Origin of the sequence: Halobacillus sp. A1-3, from assembly GCF_050971765.1 — a bacterium.
Lineage (GTDB): Bacteria > Bacillota > Bacilli > Bacillales > Halobacillaceae > Halobacillus > Halobacillus mangrovi_B.
The window spans coordinates 147,053-164,890 of the sequence record NZ_JBPCEO010000005.1 but is presented as its reverse complement, the minus strand read 5'-3'; the positions used below and the strand labels follow the sequence as shown (position 1 = coordinate 164,890).

Here is a 17,838-nt window from a genome sequence, read left to right as displayed (position 1 = left end):
GCAGAACCTCCAGATAAATAGTGTTAATTTTTTGAATAATTTCAATTATTACTATTCATTGTATGGTCAGTTATTAAGTCATTCAATTCTTATGTCAGAAAACCTGACACATTATTTTAGAAAGCTTTTTTACATATAAGGACTTATCTTCACAGCAACCACTTTGAAGCCTGGCATACGGCAATCTGGATCCAATTTATCAGAGATGAGTTGATTGACATTCTGTTTACCACCCCAATGGAAAGGGACAAATACGGTCCCCTTACTAACTTTGTTGCTCCATTTGCTTCTGACAACCATTTGCCCTTGTGATGATTCAACCTTAACGAGCGTCATGTCTTTCACCCCATATCTTTCTCCTGTTGCAGGGTGAATCTCCATACATGATTCTATCTCCCTCGCTGCCAAAGACGAACTTCTCCTCGTCTGTTCTCCTGTTAGATAATGTGACATTACTCGCCCAGTGGTTAATATGAGCGGAAACATGTCACTTACTTCATCTTTATGAACTTGAGCTTTATTAGATATAATTTTCATTTTGGCTTTCCCATCTGCATGAGCAAATGAATGTTGGAACAATCTTTCCGTTCCCTCATGTTCTAAATCAGGACAAGGCCATAAAACGCCGTTTAGATTTCTTAATTTGTTATATGTGATCCCATAATAGTCTGCAATGCCTCCTTTACTTGCCAACCTTAACTCATTAAAGATCTCTTCCGCATTAGCAAAAGAGAAATATTCCTCTTTGCCAAGCACCTTCGCAATGTCACAAATGATTTGCCAATCATGCTTCACCTTTCCCGGGACAGGTCGACTTGCCTCCCTCAACGTCACCCGGCCTTCAATATTAGTCATTGTCCCCTGGTCCTCTAAATAAGAGGACGCAGGAAGTATTAAATCAGCCAATTCAGCTGACTCAGAAATAAATAGATCGACAGCTACAAAGAACTTAAGTTTCTTTATTGCCCTCTTTACAAAATTCGCATTAGGATTTGAAGCAACAGGATTAGAACACATTAGGAACATGGCAGTTATAGTTCCCTCGTTCATCTTTTCGAACATTTCATAGGCAGAGACTCCTTTACCAGGCAGGTCATTTTCATTGATCCCCCATACCTCTGCCACATACTTGCGGTCTTCTTTATTTTCAATCGAGCGATAACCTGGAAGTTGATCAGCCTTCTGACCATGTTCCCTTGCTCCTTGCCCATTTCCCTGACCAGTAACAGCTCCATATCCTGAATAAGGCTTTCCTATCTTTCCTGTAGCCAAAAGAATGTTTAAAAAACCACGCACCGCAGCCGTTCCGTCCGTTTGCTGCTCGATTCCTCTAGCCGTAAATATCATCCCTGACTCTTCTTGGCCAAAAGTTCTGGCAGCCTGATACAGATCTTCTTTTGAAATTCCAGTGTATTCTGTCACATCCTCTAAGCTAATAGCAGAAAGGTGGCGAGCAACATCATCAAATCCACTTACACGTTGTTTAATAAATTCTCTATCTATTAAATGATTCTCAATAATGATTTTAAGGAGGCCATTGGCGAGAGCGGCATCTGATCCTGGTTGAATTTTCAAATGCAAGTCGGCAATTTTAGTAGTGGGTGTTTCGCGTGGATCGATCGCAATAATATAAGCCCCATTTTCTTTCGCTTTTTCAAAGTAAGGCATGATAGTAGGCTGGCATTCTGCTATGTTTGTACCAGCTAAAATGATACAACGCGTATGAGGGATTTCCTTCAAAGAGTTCGCGAACCCCCGATCCATGCCGAACGTTTGATTTGCCGCAGTTGCGGCTGACGCCATACATAAGCGACCATTGTAATCTATGTGCTTCGTTCTTAAAGCTACACGAGCAAACTTCCCTAATAGGTAGGCCTCTTCATTGGTAAGCGAGGCACTGCCGTACACGGAAACAGCATTAAAACCGTCTGACTCTTGTATTCCATTGAATTTAGATCGGATACAATTTAACGCCTCTGCCCATGAAATAGGCTTGAACTCTCCATTCTCCTTCAACATTGGCTGCGTGATACGCTCTCTGTGCAGCGCGTGCTGGTGTGCATTCATTCCTTTAATACAGAGACGTCCTTGTGAGGTGGGATTGTCTTTGCCGACCGCTTTATAAGTTTTCCTGCCCACACCTTTCTGTTCTATTAATTGCATTTTGCATTGCATGCTGCAAAAGGGACACTGGGTATCATACGTGTTTTCTGCATCTAGCTTCTTCTGTTGATCACGAAAATACTTGAGCATTAACTGGGTCACATTATCTTCTCCTTTAAAGCGCAAAAGTTTTTATCAATGCATTTTAATTCACGTCACATCTTTACTAAGGACCTATTTTTTTGAGTTCTGTCTTTATCCATCCTTATCAGTAACTCAGTTCGAATTTCTTCATTGAATAATACTTCTCTTATATGGACAAGTCCGGCTCGTTCAATCCATTGCCAGGAACGCTCCATGTAACGGGCCGACTCACGATAATACTGAATGAAACTAAGCATAAATTCCTGCGCTTCCTCATTCGTTCCAACTACACACAGTAAACGACCTTGTCTAACCTCTTTGCCTACGCTACCTCCTACATAAATCTCCCACTTTTCCGCTACTCTTATTGCTCCAAGATCTTTGTGTGCAGCGTCTGCTCCGTCATGAAAGCAGCAAGAGACACCTACTGTTATCCTGAAAGGAGTTTTTAAAAGACCAGTTTTTTGTTCTAGACCTTTCACTAAATCTAAAAATTTGTAATCAACACAATTACACAAACCTACTCCGTCACTCGTTTGAATTGGCGCAACTTTATTGAATTCACGGGTATACAACGGCATATCTAAATCTGTCCATACATTATTTAGCTGATCCTTTCTTACTCCAGATAATTGGATGCGCTGATCACTGGCAACCACTATCTCAATGGATGGATACGTTTCAGCTACATATGTGATTTTCTTCAGTTGATCGATATCCGGTCTTCCTCCATGGATTTGTGGAACGATGGTGTAAGTACCGTTGCTCTGGAAAGTAGCATTCATTCGGTCATTTACATATAAAGTTTCTTCACTATTTTCAAACCATGGATGGATCATTTCTAAATAATAAAGTAAGGATGCACGACATTTGGTGCATCCTTTTTCAGTTGACCAATTCAGTTGAATCAATATTTCCTCAAGACTCCCCAAAGCTTTCAATTGTATTTTCTCTACCACTTCATCTTCAGTTAGCGAGGTACAGGAGCATAAAGAATCCATCTGGACTTCGTCATTAAAATCATCACTTTGAATATAGGTTAAGAGTTCAACTACTGAGGGCTTACATCCACCACAGGAAGCGGAAGCTTTTGTACAACTTTTCACTTCTTCAACTGTCTTCAAATTATTTTCTTGAACAGCTTTGATGATTACCTCTTTAGATACAGCATTACAAGCGCAGACTTGCTCTGTTACAGGTAAGTTTGCCACATGAGAATTTGCAGGATTTGCTGATTCCAACAAGGAAGCTTTGTCCTTATCAGCTATGACCTTCTCTTTCACAATCGTATCCACTAATTTTGAGCCTTCACGCGTATCTCCGAATAAGACAGCCCCCACAACTTTAGATCCTCGAAACACTACTTTTTTATAGACTCCTTCAATCTCGTTTTGATATTGGATGACTTGGGTTGTGTCATCTTGTGAAAATTGACCAACTGAAAATACATCAACGCCAGAAATCTTCAATTGTGTAGACAGGATAGACCCCTGATAAGGAAGGCTGGGAGGCTTACATAAATGTCTGGCCAGCACTTCTCCCTGTTCATATAGAGGCTTTACTAAACCATAAGTCATCCCTTCGTATTCGGCACACTCTCCGAGAGCGTAAATATCAGAACAATTGGTTTCAAGATAACCATCAACAATAATGCCGCGGTTTGTTTTTATGCCGCTCCTTTTTGCCAATTGAACATTTGGATTAATCCCTACGGCCATTACGACTAAGTCTGTCGTTATTTCGGTTCCATCTTTAAACCGGATTTTTTCTACACGTGCCTCTCCAACGATTTCCTCTGAATCTTTATTAAGGAGAAAGTTCATCCCTTGACTTTCTAATTCTTTTTGCAGCATCAGTGAGGCCGGTTCATCCAACTGTCTTTGCATTATGTATTGGGATCGATGAACCACATGCACTTCCATCCCTAGATTTAATAGTCCCCTGGCAGCTTCAAGCCCTAACACTCCTCCACCAATGACTACAGCTTTTTTATAAGAGTTTGCTGCTTCAGTCATGCGCCGACAATCTTCTATTGTACGGAAGGAAAACACTCCTTCTTTATCTGCTCCTTTTAGCGGTAGAATAAACGGGCAAGACCCAGTGGCGATAATTAGTTTGTCATAAGGTACTTTCCTCCCTTTATCTGTCTCTATTGTTTTCTTCTCCTTATCAATAAAGATGACGCTTTCGCCTGTAAAAAGATCAATGCCGTTCTCTTCGTACCAGTCAATTGGATTAAGCATAATCTCTTCATACGTAGTGTCTCCTTGTAAGATTGATGAGAGCATTATACGACTGTAATTCCCATAAGGTTCACTTCCAAAAATAGTGATATCAAAAGCTGCAGGATCTTCTTTCACTATGTTTTCTATACATCGGACACCTGCCATACCATTTCCGATTAGAACCAGTTTAAGATTTTCCATAAATTAAACCTCCATATAATCAAAAACAATATTTATAGCACAAGATGATTTCAGAATTTTTTAAATTTAATATAAAGATTAGCATGGCTATATTCATGTGTCATATGTTGTGTAAGAAAAACTAACAAGTTACTCTTACTTGAAGACTTCATTTTACTCTTAATTGTTAAACTTTCTCCATCTGTTCATAGTTTTTAGAGTGTTAAATAACCCCACTGTACGATAAAGAGGGCATTAGAAAAAAGAGCAATGAAACCTTTAAAATGATTTACGTACAGAATAATGGCAATGTTATAAAATCTTACATAACACGTGACAAAGTTTTAATGTTTGAAATAATCAAGCTATTACTATGATGGAGGCTTGGTTATGGGAGAAGAAAAAATGTACAAAGGTAATAAGAAGATTTTGTTTATGACGACGTTCGCATTCTTTTTGAGTTTCTTTGTATGGTTTAACATGGCACCATTCGTTTCAACAATCCGTGATTCGCTGCAACTGACAACAGAAGAAATCGGTATATTACTTTCGATTAATGTAGCCCTCACAATCCCAGCAAGGATTGTGATCGGTATGTTAGTTGATCGGTTTGGTCCAAAAAACGTATACACCATTTTATTATTAATCATCAGTATTCCTTGCTTTTGGTTCGCACTCGCAGATTCATTTTGGCAGCTGTTTATTGCGCGTGCCTTTCTTTCTGTTGTTGGAGCAGGATTTGTAATTGGAATTCGGATGGTATCGGAGTGGTTTCCTCCTCGCCAACTAGGACTTGCTGAAGGGGTATACGGGGGCTGGGGAAATTTTGGGTCAGCGGCAGCTGCGTTCACCCTCCCATCAATCGCACTTTTGATTGGAGGAGAGAACGGATGGCGTTACGCTATAGCTTTAACAGGTGTCTTATGTATTGTGTATGCCATTTTCTATTATAGATCTGTAGAAAATACACCTCCTGGAAAGCAATTCCTACGTCCAAAACGAAATGGTGCCATGGAAGTCACAAGTTACAGAAGCATGTTCGGGCTTATCCTTATGTCCATTCCTTTATATGCGGCTCTTGCGTTAATCACTTGGCAGTTAAGCCTTACATCCCTTATTCCAACAACAGCCGCTGGAATTATATACATCATTCTCGCACTTACTTATTTGTATAACGTCTACAAAATCTGGAGTGTTAACCGCAAGCATTTAAAGGCTGGTGTACCAAAAGAAGAGCAATATTCATTCAAACAAGTAGCGGTATTGGATTTCGCCTATGCCATTACGTTCGGGTCTGAATTAGCCGTAATTTCGATGCTACCGATGTTTTTCGAAGAGACCTTCAGTATGAGTATTGCCCAGGCAGGAATGGTCGCGAGTTCCTTTGCTTTCATGAACCTCGTTGCACGACCTGGAGGCGGATGGTTGAGTGATAAATTTGGCCGCAAGAAAACTCTCTTGATCCTTTTAGTTTGTTTATCTGGAGCCTATATTGGCATGGCTCAAATCGAGGCCAGCTGGCCAATATTTGCAGCTATTGCATTAACAATGACCTGTTCCTTCTTTGTACAAGCAGGGGAAGGAGCCGTATTTTCAATGGTTCCACTCGTAAAGAAAAGAGTAACCGGTCAGGTAGCAGGTATGGTTGGGGCTTATGGAAATGTCGGAGCAGTCTTATTTCTTGCAGTTCTCGGGTTTTTAAACCCTTCCCTCTTTTTCATGTTTATCGCAGGCTCGGCTTTTTTCTGTTTTCTCGCCTGCTGGTTCTTAGAGGAACCAGGTGCTTCTAAAGAAATGAGCAAAGAGAATAGTAAAGTTGAGAAATCTGGTAAATCTAAAGAGGAAGTTGCTATATAAAGTCGAGAATGTTGTCCTGTTAACTTAATTAATCCAATAACTTACTTATTTACCAAAAATTAAAAAAACTTACTTTGGATATTGCTTTCATAATATCTACAAGGATTAAAACAAAAAAGCTGAGCCACCCCTATAGGAGGCTCAGCTTCATATTTTTATCAGGAAGATCTCTTTTCCGTAAGAGCGGCGTGATCTAATCCCACCCAAGATAGACAAAGTATAACTTATTAAAAATGAACATAAAAAACCACCAATATATGTATTGGTGGAGACGGTGGGAGTCGAACCCACGTCCGGAGATATCGGCACTCGGGCTTCTACAAGCGTAGTCGGTATATTATATTTCGCTTTCTCTTCGACCTACCGACAGGCTTCCGAGAAGCTAGCCTGATTGTTCTCTTCGTTTTTCCTCAGGCGGTGGAAAAACGCGTAGCCCACTTCAGTTTGAGACCCTTCATCTAGCACATGGGCGATACCAGGAAGGATCAGCTATAGACTACTTACGCAGCTACAGCTAGGTTTTCGTTAGATTCGCCAGTTATATTTAGGCAAATGACGTTTTACGAGACGTCACCTCGACTCGCAACCCGAGCTCGACCTATCCCCGTCGAATCCGTAACGTCCCCGTTAGGATTAAAAGGTTAAAGAGTCAAGCTCTTTTACCTTGTCACGTTTAAGCGACAATTAATATTATAGCAGAAATATATTTTTTTTCAAGCCCCAGCATCCTAGCGCAGGCTGTCTTTGATAGCTCGGTCAATTTCACGTTTTTGCTGCTTACGCTTCAGGTCTTCACGCTTATCATATTTCTTCTTACCGCGGCCGACACCGAGCAACACTTTAGCTACGCCATTTTTGATGTACACTTTCAAAGGTACAAGCGAATACCCTTTTTGCTGGGTTTGACCAATCAATTGATTGATCTCTTTGCGGTGCAGTAGTAACTTGCGTGCACGAGTCGGATCATGATTGTAGATATTCCCTTGTTCATATGGTGAAATATGCATGTTATGCAGAAAAACTTCTCCATTATTCACACGTGCGAAGCTGTCCTTCAGATTAATTCGTCCATTACGGATCGATTTGATTTCAGTTCCTTGCAAAACAATACCAGCTTCGAATGTCTCTTCAATGGAAAAGTCATGCCTTGCTTTTTTGTTTTGTGCAATGGTTTTTCCATGTCCTCTTGGCATACGATTTCCTCCTCTGTTGCGTAACCTATATTGTATCAAAAGTACCCTTCGTTTCCAATCTATAGCTACTTTTAACCCCAATTATTATTCGTAGACTTATTACCAGGAAATGTGAGAATATAGGCTTGCAAACGTCTATCAAAGGAGATCGGTGACATGGAACAAGCGATAGCTGTAAGACCCCTTCGTTTAAATGATCGCTCTGCCCTTGAGGCTATGGATACAGGTATCGAGGATGATTACGTTATTCGGATATTCGATCGTTTAATCGAATCGGAAGATCATGAACTTTTTGGTCTTTTTCAAGATAAGCAAATGCTGGCTGTTGGAGGGTACAGCTTATTTGGCGGAAACAAGTTCGCCATGATTGGACGTTTACGTAGTGATCGTCGGAATTTGAAAAAGGGCTATGCTACTGAGCTTCTAAAACCTATCATAAGACAGCTGAAAAACCGACCTGAAGTATACTGGGTAGGTGCCAATACTCAAGTTGACAATATACCTGCCCGCCGAGTATTTGAGAAACTATATTTTCACCAAGGTCCTGTGCTCTATTATTTAACCTTGGACAAGCCTCAATTGCTAACAGGAAATACCCCGGGAAGTGTATGGGAGAAAAGTAATGATGTAACTGAGAAACGAGAATTACTTCTTTCTCTAAAGCAAAACAAACTCGGAGTATTTCCTTACGAATGTTACTATCCTCTGCCATATGATTCTGCTTTATTTATAGATGATTACCTTAATAAATCGACATTCTATAAAAACAAAGATGATACAAGGTTTGTCATTATTAAAAATGACATAAAAAAATATGAGTATTCTCACGTCAAATATTTTTGGAACGACCATTATGAACAACCAGGCTTTTTTGAAACGGTGCTTGATCACTGGAAACAGACCCCGTCTAATGTAGGCTGCTGGATTGACTTTTCCCATCAAGGGTTTAACAACATTCCAGATCTATCTCCGTATAAAGTGCAAGACCCGTGGATACTATATGAATTTTGGAAAGATAGACATTGATTTCGCTTACATTTTACTTTTTCTAATAATAGGAGAAAAAAGGATTGACACGGGCTTTATGAATTAATAAAATCCTCTCTGTAATACTTTATTGCAAGAAAGGAAAAGTGACTATGAACTTTTTGACAGCAGCTGAAAAGCTGAATAAAGGATTTGCTTTGAAACGTAAAGACTGGTCATTCGAAGGATATATTATAAAAGATGATAAAGGCCGCATTCGATACTTTGATCACAATGAGCCAGCAGTCTACCAGCCGACCATTAAAGATACACTGGCAGAAGACTGGATTGAAGTAGATAAAGATCGTTGGACAGTTGTCTCCGTCAGCCATGATCACGAATTGATGAAAGATAAGTTGTTCGTAACTTATCAAATATGTTCCGAACAAAATGGAGTTGTCGTAAACAACGCCCAAATTGATGAGGATGAGTTAAATAAGTGGTCTTGTTATGTTGATGTGGATATAAATCGCTCAGAAGTATTTTTGAACCAACAGGATGTAGCACAAGTGAAGAAGGCACTTAGTGCATAAAGAAACGCGCGGAATTGATCCGCGCGTTTTCTTTATTTTTTCTTCTTACGCCCTTTTTTAGGAACGCCTTTGTTTCGATAAAAAGGTTTATTTCCTTTTTGCTTGTTTTTCTTCTTCTCTTTTTTCTTCGGCGAGCGGTCCGTTTTTATTTGCTTGGGACGTTCAGGACGTTTTCGTTCTTTTCTAGGCTTCATGCCGTCAATTTCAAAATCGACAACTCTCTCATCTAGATTGACATTCGTCACTCGAATCGTCACTTCATCTCCGATTCGGAAGACATTCCCTGTTCGTTCTCCGATCATGGCAAACTGCTTCTCGTGAAAGTGGTAATAGTCGTCAGTAAGCGTACTGACGTGAACAAGCCCTTCCACTGTATTTGGCAGCTCAACGAACATACCAAAGCTTGTAATGGAGCTTATGACTCCTTCGAATTCTTCACCGATCTTATCCTGCATGAATTCGGCCTTCTTCAGGTCATCGGTCTCCCGTTCTGCATCTACTGCAGCACGTTCCATTTCTGAAGAATGACGCGCGATCTCCGGCATCTGATCCTTCCAGTGTTTACGCGTATTATAATCCAGCTTGTCTTCAACAAGATACGTACGGATAAGGCGGTGTACAATCAAGTCTGGATAGCGGCGGATCGGCGAAGTGAAGTGCGTATAAAAGTCCGTAGCAAGACCGAAGTGACCAAGGCTTTGAGGATCATACTTCGCCTGCTGCATGGAACGAAGCATCAGCTTCGAGATAATCATATCTTCCTGAGTATCTTTTACTTCCTCCAGCACTTTTTGTAAAGCCTGAGGGTGCACACTGTCTGCCGTACCCTTCACTACATAGCCCATGTTGGCAACAAACTCAAAGAAATTTTGCAGCTTTTCTTCATCTGGATCCTGGTGGATACGATGAATGAAAGGTACATCCATCCAATGAAAATGCTCTGCGACCGTTTCGTTGGCGGCGAGCATAAATTCTTCAATTAAACGTTCCGCTACAGAGCGTTCGCGAAGCTTAACATCGACCGCTTTTCCTTCTTCATCAACGACCACTCCAGCTTCTTTGAAGTCAAAATCGATCGCCCCACGTTTCATACGCTTATTACGCAACGTCTGAGCCAAGCCTGCCATTTCCTGAAACATCGGGACAAGCTCTTTATATTTTTCCATCAGCTCTTCGTCTTCATCCTCAAGAATACTGTTGACATCTTTATACGTCATTCGTTCATTCGTTTTAATGACACTTTGGAAAATCTCGTGTCCTACTACGTCACCGCTCTTGTTGATTTCCATTTCACAAGAAAGCGTCAAGCGGTCAACTTGAGGATTCAATGAACAGATACCGTTCGATAAGCGGTGGGGAATCATTGGAATGACCCGGTCCACTAAGTAAACACTTGTTGCACGCTCTCTGGCTTCTTTGTCTATTGGAGAATTTTCTTTCACGTAATAGGAAACATCAGCGATATGAACACCGAGTTTATAGTTGCCGTTCCCAAGTTTTTTCACTGTGACTGCATCATCGAGGTCTTTGGCATCAGCGCCATCGATGGTAACGATGGTCTCATCCCGAAGATCACGGCGATTCTTAATCTCATCTTCGCTGATTTGGTCTGGGGTATTTGCCGCTTGCTCAAGTACTTCATCAGGAAAATCCACTTTAATACCGTGTTTATAGATGATGGATATAATATCGATGCCAGGATCATTTTTGTGCCCTAGAATCTCCACAATTTCCCCTTCTGCACTCATGCGTTCTTCTGGGAATTTCGTTATGTTTACGATAACCTTATGGCCATCTACAGCCCCGTTCGTCTGACCTTTAGGGATGAAAATATCATTAGGTATGCGCTTATCATCCGCTATAACAAAACCAAAGTTTCTACTGGATTCGTAGGTACCAACGACCCTTGTCGTTGCACGTTCCAGAATACGAATGACTGTGCCTTCAGGACGGTGACCTTCTTCATCTCTTTTTTCGATTCGGACTAACACTTTGTCATTGTTCATGGCCGAATTCAGATCAGAATGATGTAAGTAAACGTCATCCTTTCCTTCTTCGTCCGGAATTAAAAACGCAAAGCCTTTGGCGTGCATTTGGATGCGTCCCCGAATCAAGTTCATTCTTTCTGGTAGTCCAAATCGGTTCTTCCTTGTGCGGACTAACTCTCCCTCTTCTTCTAATTCATTCAGAGTTTTCATGAGGATCTTAAACTCATCGGCATTATCGAGTTCCAAGGTTTCTTCTAATTCTTGTACGGATAATGGCTTTGATGCAGTTTCTTTAAAAAAGTTTAAAATTTTCTGTTTCAAATCTGTACTCATATGCCTTACCTCCTCTTAAATGAAGGACAAGACTCTAGGATCATGACCAGTCTAACGATTCAAGAAATTCAAGTATATCTTCATGAAGTTGTTCTTTTTCTTTGTCCATCGTAATGACATGTCCAGAGTTTTTGTACCATTTAATGTCTTTTTTGTCTGCTTCAACTTGTTCGTAAATATAGTTTGCGCTTTCGGTGTTAATCATTTCATCTTTTTCTGCTTGGACAACAAACGTAGGTGTATAGATTTGGTCGACATCGTCATGAACAGAAGTAATTAATTTACCTAGTTCTTTAAACATTCCCTCTGATTCACCAAGCATTTCCTCGACCTCTTGATCAATCGTTTCTTTATCTTTTCCTTCCAGCTGCTTATACTGCCGAGCTTTGTATTCGAATCCTTGTGTCAGTTGTTTTTCATTATCAAAAAACATTGGTGCACACATCGTAATTAGCCCTTTAATCGGTTCAGAATAAGCAAGCTTTAACCCTAACACTCCGCCTAGGGATAAACCTGCTACAGCAATCTTTTCATAGCCAAGCTCTCTAAGATGATTTAAAGCCTCTTTCACATCCGCCCACCATTCTTCAGGGCGTGCATCAATAAGTGCTTCTAACTCCTTGCCGTGACCACGATAAATCGGGGCATGTGTTGTGTAGCCGTGTTTTTGAAGAAAGCGTCCGAGCATCCTTACATCAGCAGAGTGACCAGTAAATCCATGTAGTAATAATACCGCACGTTCTCCTTCCTCAAACGTAAATGGCTGAGGTTGTTTAATCTTCATAACATTTCTCTCCTTACTTCATCTATTTCCTTATTTGAATATTTCATTCTCTTTTGCAACGTTTTCTATTTTACCAAAATCAAGCTCAAGTGGCATTTATTAAAAATATTACAGTGCTCTCCTACTACAAAGGCATTTTACAGCAGTAGTCTGTAACACTTGTTTTCGAGATGTTTGTAAGAGTATAGGGGCGTTGGAGAAGGATTCGCTTTCCTGCGGGAGAATTGGCAAGCTTTCTCGGGCTGTGCCCTGTGGGATGAACATGAGGTGAGACCCCCCGGAGACGAAGTCTACTCAGGCTCAGCACATGCCTAAGGAAAGTGAGTCGTTTGCCCATCCACCATTATTCACACAAAAGTCTTGAAGCTGATTTACAAATTATTAATGATTGAATATCCATTATGTTGGCTGCTCTTCAACTAAAGGTTAATTTAAAGCTTAAAAGAAAAACCGCGCTGTTTCATTAGCGCGGTTTCGGTTCGAAGCTCTATTGATTTTATCCAATAATATAACCTGTTAAGAATGCCAATACAAAGAAAAGGACGCCGGTAACAATCGTTGCTTTGTGCAGTACAGCATCTATACCACGAGCCTTTTGTTTACCAAATAATTGTTCAGCTCCTCCAGAAATCGCTCCTGAAAGACCGGCACTTTTACCAGACTGTAATAGGACCAATACGATTAAAGCTATTGTATCAATGGTTAATAATGTGATTGCAAGTGTTTCCATGATGTGCCAACACCTCCTAAAGACGTACAAATGACTAGATTAAATGTAGCATAAAAGAATACGTCCATCAAGATAATTCAAACAAAGTTACTCTTCTCTTTTTGACAATGATAATCATTTTCAATTAACATATAAGTACCATTTCAAAAAGAGTGGAGAGAAGAACGAATATGAATAAGAATCAAGGTTGGCTGACTCAACTGCAGTCTTTTGTCGATCAAATCATAAGTAATGTTTATCAATGGCCCGCCGAGAAGCGCACAACACTTAATATCATGAGATGTATTGAAGCAAACCAGCACTGCTTGAATAAAGAAGCTTTTCCTACTTACGGTTGTTATTACATTCAATTAGCTCAAATCATCGATCACTTCTTATCCCATGAAAACCAAAAGAAATTCACCCCAGAATTAAGCTGGTTCTGTAAACATTGGGAAACTTTTGAATGTGAGCAGAGTTTGACTTTGAACCATGTGATTATTGAAATAGATTCAGATAGCTTATCCTTTAAAAAGTTTGTCGTGCATAGGAAACAAAATGAGATTACACGTTATTGTCAATCTGCCCTCTACTGCTCTGAGCATATGTTTCATAGACACCCTAATTCAATTGAGACTTTTAACCTGACTAATGGTCAAAGGTACATTGAGTGGTCAAGTTAACAAAAGCTACTTTCATAACTGATTATAGCCATCCCTCATAAGGATGGCTTTTTTGTGAACGTTTATGGTTGATTTGTGATTGTTTATGAATGTTTTTGATCGTTTATGGTTGATTTATGTAAGGGCTTACCTTATTATAGTAAGTAAGATAAGAAAAAAAGGAGGTGTAAGCTCCTTGCTGACACCCGAGCGACATCAGATCATCTTAGAAACAATCAAAAAACACCACACTGTTAAATTGAAGGAATTAGTAGATCAGACTGGTGCATCAGAATCTACGATACGCAGAGACTTAGATCAATTGGAGAAAGAAGGACAAATTCGTCGTGTGCATGGAGGAGCTTCGTTAAGAAGCTCAACGAGTGATGAACCAACCTTAGGAGAAAAAACTACAAAACACCATGAAGAAAAGATCGCGATCGCCCGCTATGCAGGATCATTAATCCATGATGGGGATTGTATCTTCATCGATGCTGGATCAACGACATACGAAATGATACCTTTCTTGAAAGCTAATGATATTACGGTAGTTACGAACGGATTAAATCACCTGGATGCTTTGAATGAATACCAAATCAAAACATATGTATTGGGTGGGTACGTGAAACACCGTACTAGAGCCGTTGTCGGAGCAGGTGCACTTACTAATCTTCAACAATATCGTTTCGATCAATGCTTTATGGGGACGAACGGAATATCCCTGGATAGTGGTTATACGACCCCTGACACAGAAGAAGCCGCAGTCAAACAAACAACATTGTCCTTATCTAAGCAGCGTTATATTCTCGCTGATCATTCTAAGTTTGATGAAGTCGCTTTTTGTAAGTTCGGAAATCTCGATCAGGCAGACATTTTAACGGACTATCAAGGAAGCTTACTTAAACACTATAAAGAAAAAACAAATATAAAGGTTGTGACAGCATGATCTATACGTGTACATTGAATCCTTCGATTGATTACGTAATGACCGTAAGTGAATTCGAGGCCGGTGGTTTAAACCGCGCCCATCAAACCTTTTATTATCCTGGGGGTAAAGGAATTAATGTCTCACGGGTAATGTCAAGATTAGGCGTCGATACAGCCGCTCTAGGCTTTATCGGAGGTTTCACAGGAGAATTTGTAAAAAACTATTTATCAAAGGAACACGTAAGCCATCAGTTTGTTGATACAGGCCAGACTACTCGAGTAAATGTAAAGCTAAAAAGTTCCGATGAAACGGAAATTAACGGACCAGGGCCAAATTTAACTGAAAATCATCAGCAAAAGCTGCTTGAACAAGTCCGTTCACTCACTGAAGAAGATACGCTTGTACTCGCAGGCAGTGTTCCGTCCTCTCTTCCTACGGACTTTTATAATACAATTGCTGACATTTGCTACAAAAATGGAACGAAATTTGTTGCAGATACATCCGGGGATGCCCTGAAAAAATTGATTGGTCACCCTCTTTTCATGCTAAAGCCGAATCACCATGAACTTGGTGACCTTTTCTCAACAACCATTGATTCGGTCGATAAAGCCGCCCATTTTGCAGAAAAACTTCTAGATGAAGGCGTCAAGCATGTGGTCATCTCTATGGGAGGAGCAGGTGCCGTATATGTTGGAGAAAATAAACGTCTTGTAGCCAATGTGCCTAAAGGTACAGTAAAGAATTCTGTAGGGGCAGGTGACTCTCTTGTTTCAGGTTTTATCGCTGCGCTCCATAAAGGAGAGCCTGTAGAAGAAGCCTTTCGTTATGGAGTAGCTGCCGGCAGTGCGACAGCCTTTAATGATGACCTATGTAAAAGAGAAGACGTAGAAAGCTTATTAAGTGAGATTGTCATTTCTTCAATTAATAATGAGGAGGGAATAAATCAATGAGAATTACAGACTTATTAACAAAAGACACGATTTTGTTAAACATGACCGCTTCATCCAAACCTGAAGCGATCGATGAGTTGATCGGGAAGTTGGACCAGGCAGGTAAACTAAATAATCGTGATGAGTTTAAGCAAGCAATAGAAGCCCGCGAACAGCAAAGTACGACTGGTATAGGAGAAGGGATTGCGATTCCTCACGCTAAAACTGGTGCTGTTAAAGAACCCGCTATTGTATTTGGTCGTTCTCAAGAAGGTTTGGATTATGAATCTCTTGATGGACAACCAACGAACTTATTTTTTATGATTGCGGCTTCTGAGGGTGCGAACAACGCTCACTTAGAAACTTTGTCAGGCCTTTCTACCTTTCTTATGGACAATAACTTCCGTACTAAATTGGAAGAAGCGAAAACGGAAGATGACGTAATCGAAGCGATCAATGCTAAAGAAGCTGAGGAAAAAGGAGAAGAAGAAACAGACAACGCTTCAGAAAGTAAAATTTTAGCCGTTACGGCTTGCCCTACCGGCATCGCTCACACCTTTATGGCTGCCGATAAATTAAAAGCCACAGCAAAAGAGATGGGCGTCAATATCAAAGTACAAACAAACGGTTCTGGCGGAGTGAAAAACCGTCTAACAAAAGAAGATATTGCAGAAGCTGACGCAATCATCGTAGCCGCTGATACAAAGGTTGAAATGGAAGGCTTCCATGGCAAACCAGTTATAGAGGTCCCTGTAGCAAAAGCAATCCATGAACCAAAAGAATTGATTGAAAAAGCCGTAAATAAAGATGCACCAATCTATCAAGGTGGCGGCAGCAACCAATCATCTGAAGGATCTGAAGAAAAAGGACAACGTTCCGGTATTTATAAACACTTAATGAATGGTGTTTCTAACATGCTTCCATTCGTCGTTGGAGGCGGTATCCTCATAGCAATATCGTTCTTCTGGGGAATTAATTCTGCTAACCCTGACAGCGGAGAATATAACCGCTTTGCAGAGATGTTAAATACTATAGGTGGAGCCAATGCATTCTTCTTACTTGTTCCTGTCCTAGCTGGTTTCATCGCATCAAGCATTGCAGATCGTCCTGGTTTTGCTCCTGGTATGATCGGAGGTCTTATTGCAATTACGCAAACCTCAGCTGAAGGTGCTGGGAACGGATCAGGTTTCTTAGGCGGTTTGATTGCTGGTTTCTTAGCCGGTTATATTACGTTAGGTATTAAGAAAGCTCTTGAAGGACTTCCAGCCGTTTTAGATGGATTGAAGACGGTACTTTTCTATCCAGTACTAGCAATTTTCGCAACAGGGATGATCATGTTACTCATCAACCCTGCACTAACAAGTGTCTATACTTGGTTGTTTGATTTACTTGACAGCATGAGTGGAACAAACTTAGCTCTACTAGGACTCATAGTAGGCGGAATGATGGCTGTCGATATGGGCGGACCCGTCAACAAAGCAGCCTACACATTCGGAATCGCTGCTCTTGAAGCAAATAACTACACCTTTATTGCTGCAGCTATGGCCGGTGGTATGGTTCCGCCGCTAGCAATGGGACTTGCAACTACTTTCTTTAAAAATAAATTTACGAAACAAGAACGCGAAACAGGTAAAGCCGCTTATCCATTAGGTGCTTTCTTTATCACAGAGGGAGCAATTCCGTTTGCAGCAGCTGACCCTGCGCGTGTCATTCCATCCATGGTTGCAGGAAGCGCCCTTGCAGGTATGTTGACAATGCTATTTGGTATCGGACTGCGCGCACCTCACGGCGGGGTAATTGTGGCTCCTCTGGTAGAAGGTGGATTTATGCAGATCATACTTTATCTTGTCGCTATCGCAGCTGGCTCAATTCTTGGAGCAATTGTGGTAGGATTCTTGAAAAAAGACATTAAAAAGGCTTAAAATAATAAAGTTAGGGTAATCCAAAAAATATATACTTTTTTAGGAGGAATCATAATGGTAGAAAAAACATTTACAATTACATCCTCAGATGGTGTACACGCACGCCCGGCAACTGTACTTGTACAAAACGCAGGAAAGTATGAGTCAGAGATCAACCTACATTATAAAGAAAAGGCTGTTAACCTGAAGTCCATCATGGGTATCATGAGCCTCGGTATCCCATCTGGAGCGGAAGTTAAAATCACAGCTGAAGGAAGTGACGAGCAAGAAGCGATCGATCACTTAGCGACAACTATGAAGAACGAAAGCTTGGGGGAGTAAT

The 17,838-nt window shown here is 40.7% G+C and carries 14 protein-coding genes and 1 other RNA gene; 8 read left to right on the top strand and 7 right to left on the bottom strand.

Features of this window, described 5'->3' with window-relative positions:
* Positions 1 to 129: 129 nt before the first annotated feature.
* Together nasC and nirB are read right to left on the bottom strand one after the other, a co-directional pair.
* The gene (nasC, locus tag ACRYKC_RS10785) at positions 130 to 2,265 is read right to left on the bottom strand and encodes an assimilatory nitrate reductase catalytic subunit NasC (RefSeq protein WP_433806739.1); all 2,136 of its coding nucleotides are present in this window, start codon (positions 2,263 to 2,265) and stop codon (positions 130 to 132) included.
* Between the two features lie 53 nt (positions 2,266 to 2,318).
* Positions 2,319 to 4,673: a nitrite reductase large subunit NirB gene (gene nirB, locus ACRYKC_RS10780; RefSeq protein ID WP_433806738.1), complete on the bottom strand. Its 2,355-nt coding sequence runs from the start codon at positions 4,671 to 4,673 to the stop codon at positions 2,319 to 2,321.
* 369 nt (positions 4,674 to 5,042) lie between these two features.
* On the opposite strand from nirB, the gene ACRYKC_RS10775 reads away from it, so the two are divergent.
* On the top strand, positions 5,043 to 6,509 hold the full coding sequence (locus ACRYKC_RS10775; RefSeq protein WP_433806737.1) for a NarK family nitrate/nitrite MFS transporter: 1,467 nt from the start codon (positions 5,043 to 5,045) through the stop codon (positions 6,507 to 6,509).
* A 263-nt stretch (positions 6,510 to 6,772) separates the two neighbouring features.
* Here the strand turns inward: ACRYKC_RS10775 and ssrA are convergent.
* Together ssrA and smpB are read right to left on the bottom strand one after the other, a co-directional pair.
* Positions 6,773 to 7,135, bottom strand: a transfer-messenger RNA (tmRNA) gene (gene ssrA / locus ACRYKC_RS10770).
* 102 nt (positions 7,136 to 7,237) lie between these two features.
* Positions 7,238 to 7,702: an SsrA-binding protein SmpB gene (smpB, locus tag ACRYKC_RS10765; RefSeq protein ID WP_433806736.1), complete on the bottom strand. Its 465-nt coding sequence runs from the start codon at positions 7,700 to 7,702 to the stop codon at positions 7,238 to 7,240.
* Positions 7,703 to 7,858: 156 nt separating this feature from the next.
* On the opposite strand from smpB, the gene ACRYKC_RS10760 reads away from it, so the two are divergent.
* Together ACRYKC_RS10760 and ACRYKC_RS10755 are read left to right on the top strand one after the other, a co-directional pair.
* On the top strand, positions 7,859 to 8,728 hold the full coding sequence (locus ACRYKC_RS10760; protein WP_433806735.1) for a GNAT family N-acetyltransferase: 870 nt from the start codon (positions 7,859 to 7,861) through the stop codon (positions 8,726 to 8,728).
* A gap of 113 nt (positions 8,729 to 8,841) precedes the next feature.
* Positions 8,842 to 9,261 (top strand): Thoeris anti-defense Tad2 family protein, encoded by a 420-nt coding sequence (locus tag ACRYKC_RS10755; RefSeq protein WP_433806734.1) that lies wholly within the window; start codon positions 8,842 to 8,844, stop codon positions 9,259 to 9,261.
* 32 nt (positions 9,262 to 9,293) lie between these two features.
* Here ACRYKC_RS10755 and rnr read toward each other — a convergent pair whose 3' ends face one another.
* The 3 genes from rnr to secG all read right to left on the bottom strand — a co-directional run bounded on the left by rnr (position 9,294) and on the right by secG (position 13,096).
* A complete protein-coding gene (gene rnr / locus ACRYKC_RS10750) occupies positions 9,294 to 11,582 on the bottom strand; it encodes a ribonuclease R (RefSeq protein ID WP_433806733.1) in 2,289 nt (762 codons plus the stop codon).
* Positions 11,583 to 11,622: 40 nt separating this feature from the next.
* The gene (locus tag ACRYKC_RS10745; RefSeq protein ID WP_433806732.1) at positions 11,623 to 12,366 is read right to left on the bottom strand and encodes an alpha/beta hydrolase; all 744 of its coding nucleotides are present in this window, start codon (positions 12,364 to 12,366) and stop codon (positions 11,623 to 11,625) included.
* A gap of 496 nt (positions 12,367 to 12,862) precedes the next feature.
* The gene (gene secG / locus ACRYKC_RS10740) at positions 12,863 to 13,096 is read right to left on the bottom strand and encodes a preprotein translocase subunit SecG (RefSeq protein WP_433806731.1); all 234 of its coding nucleotides are present in this window, start codon (positions 13,094 to 13,096) and stop codon (positions 12,863 to 12,865) included.
* Between the two features lie 170 nt (positions 13,097 to 13,266).
* Here secG and ACRYKC_RS10735 point away from each other — a divergent pair, with 170 nt between their 5' ends.
* The 5 genes from ACRYKC_RS10735 to ACRYKC_RS10715 all read left to right on the top strand — a co-directional run bounded on the left by ACRYKC_RS10735 (position 13,267) and on the right by ACRYKC_RS10715 (position 17,837).
* Positions 13,267 to 13,758 carry a hypothetical protein gene (locus ACRYKC_RS10735; RefSeq protein WP_433806730.1) on the top strand — a complete coding sequence of 164 codons (492 nt, stop codon included), beginning with the start codon at positions 13,267 to 13,269 and terminating at the stop codon, positions 13,756 to 13,758.
* Between the two features lie 175 nt (positions 13,759 to 13,933).
* Entirely contained in the window at positions 13,934 to 14,683 is a 750-nt protein-coding gene (locus tag ACRYKC_RS10730) for a DeoR/GlpR family DNA-binding transcription regulator (RefSeq protein ID WP_433806729.1), read from the top strand.
* A complete protein-coding gene (pfkB, locus tag ACRYKC_RS10725; RefSeq protein ID WP_433806728.1) occupies positions 14,680 to 15,615 on the top strand; it encodes a 1-phosphofructokinase in 936 nt (311 codons plus the stop codon). The genes ACRYKC_RS10730 and pfkB overlap by 4 nt, the downstream gene beginning before the upstream one ends.
* Positions 15,612 to 17,516, top strand: coding sequence for a PTS fructose transporter subunit IIABC (locus tag ACRYKC_RS10720; RefSeq protein WP_433806727.1), 1,905 nt, complete (start codon positions 15,612 to 15,614; stop codon positions 17,514 to 17,516). The genes pfkB and ACRYKC_RS10720 overlap by 4 nt, the downstream gene beginning before the upstream one ends.
* A 54-nt stretch (positions 17,517 to 17,570) precedes the next feature.
* The gene (locus ACRYKC_RS10715) at positions 17,571 to 17,837 is read left to right on the top strand and encodes a phosphocarrier protein HPr (RefSeq protein WP_433806726.1); all 267 of its coding nucleotides are present in this window, start codon (positions 17,571 to 17,573) and stop codon (positions 17,835 to 17,837) included.
* The last annotated feature ends 1 nt before the right edge of the window (position 17,838 follow it).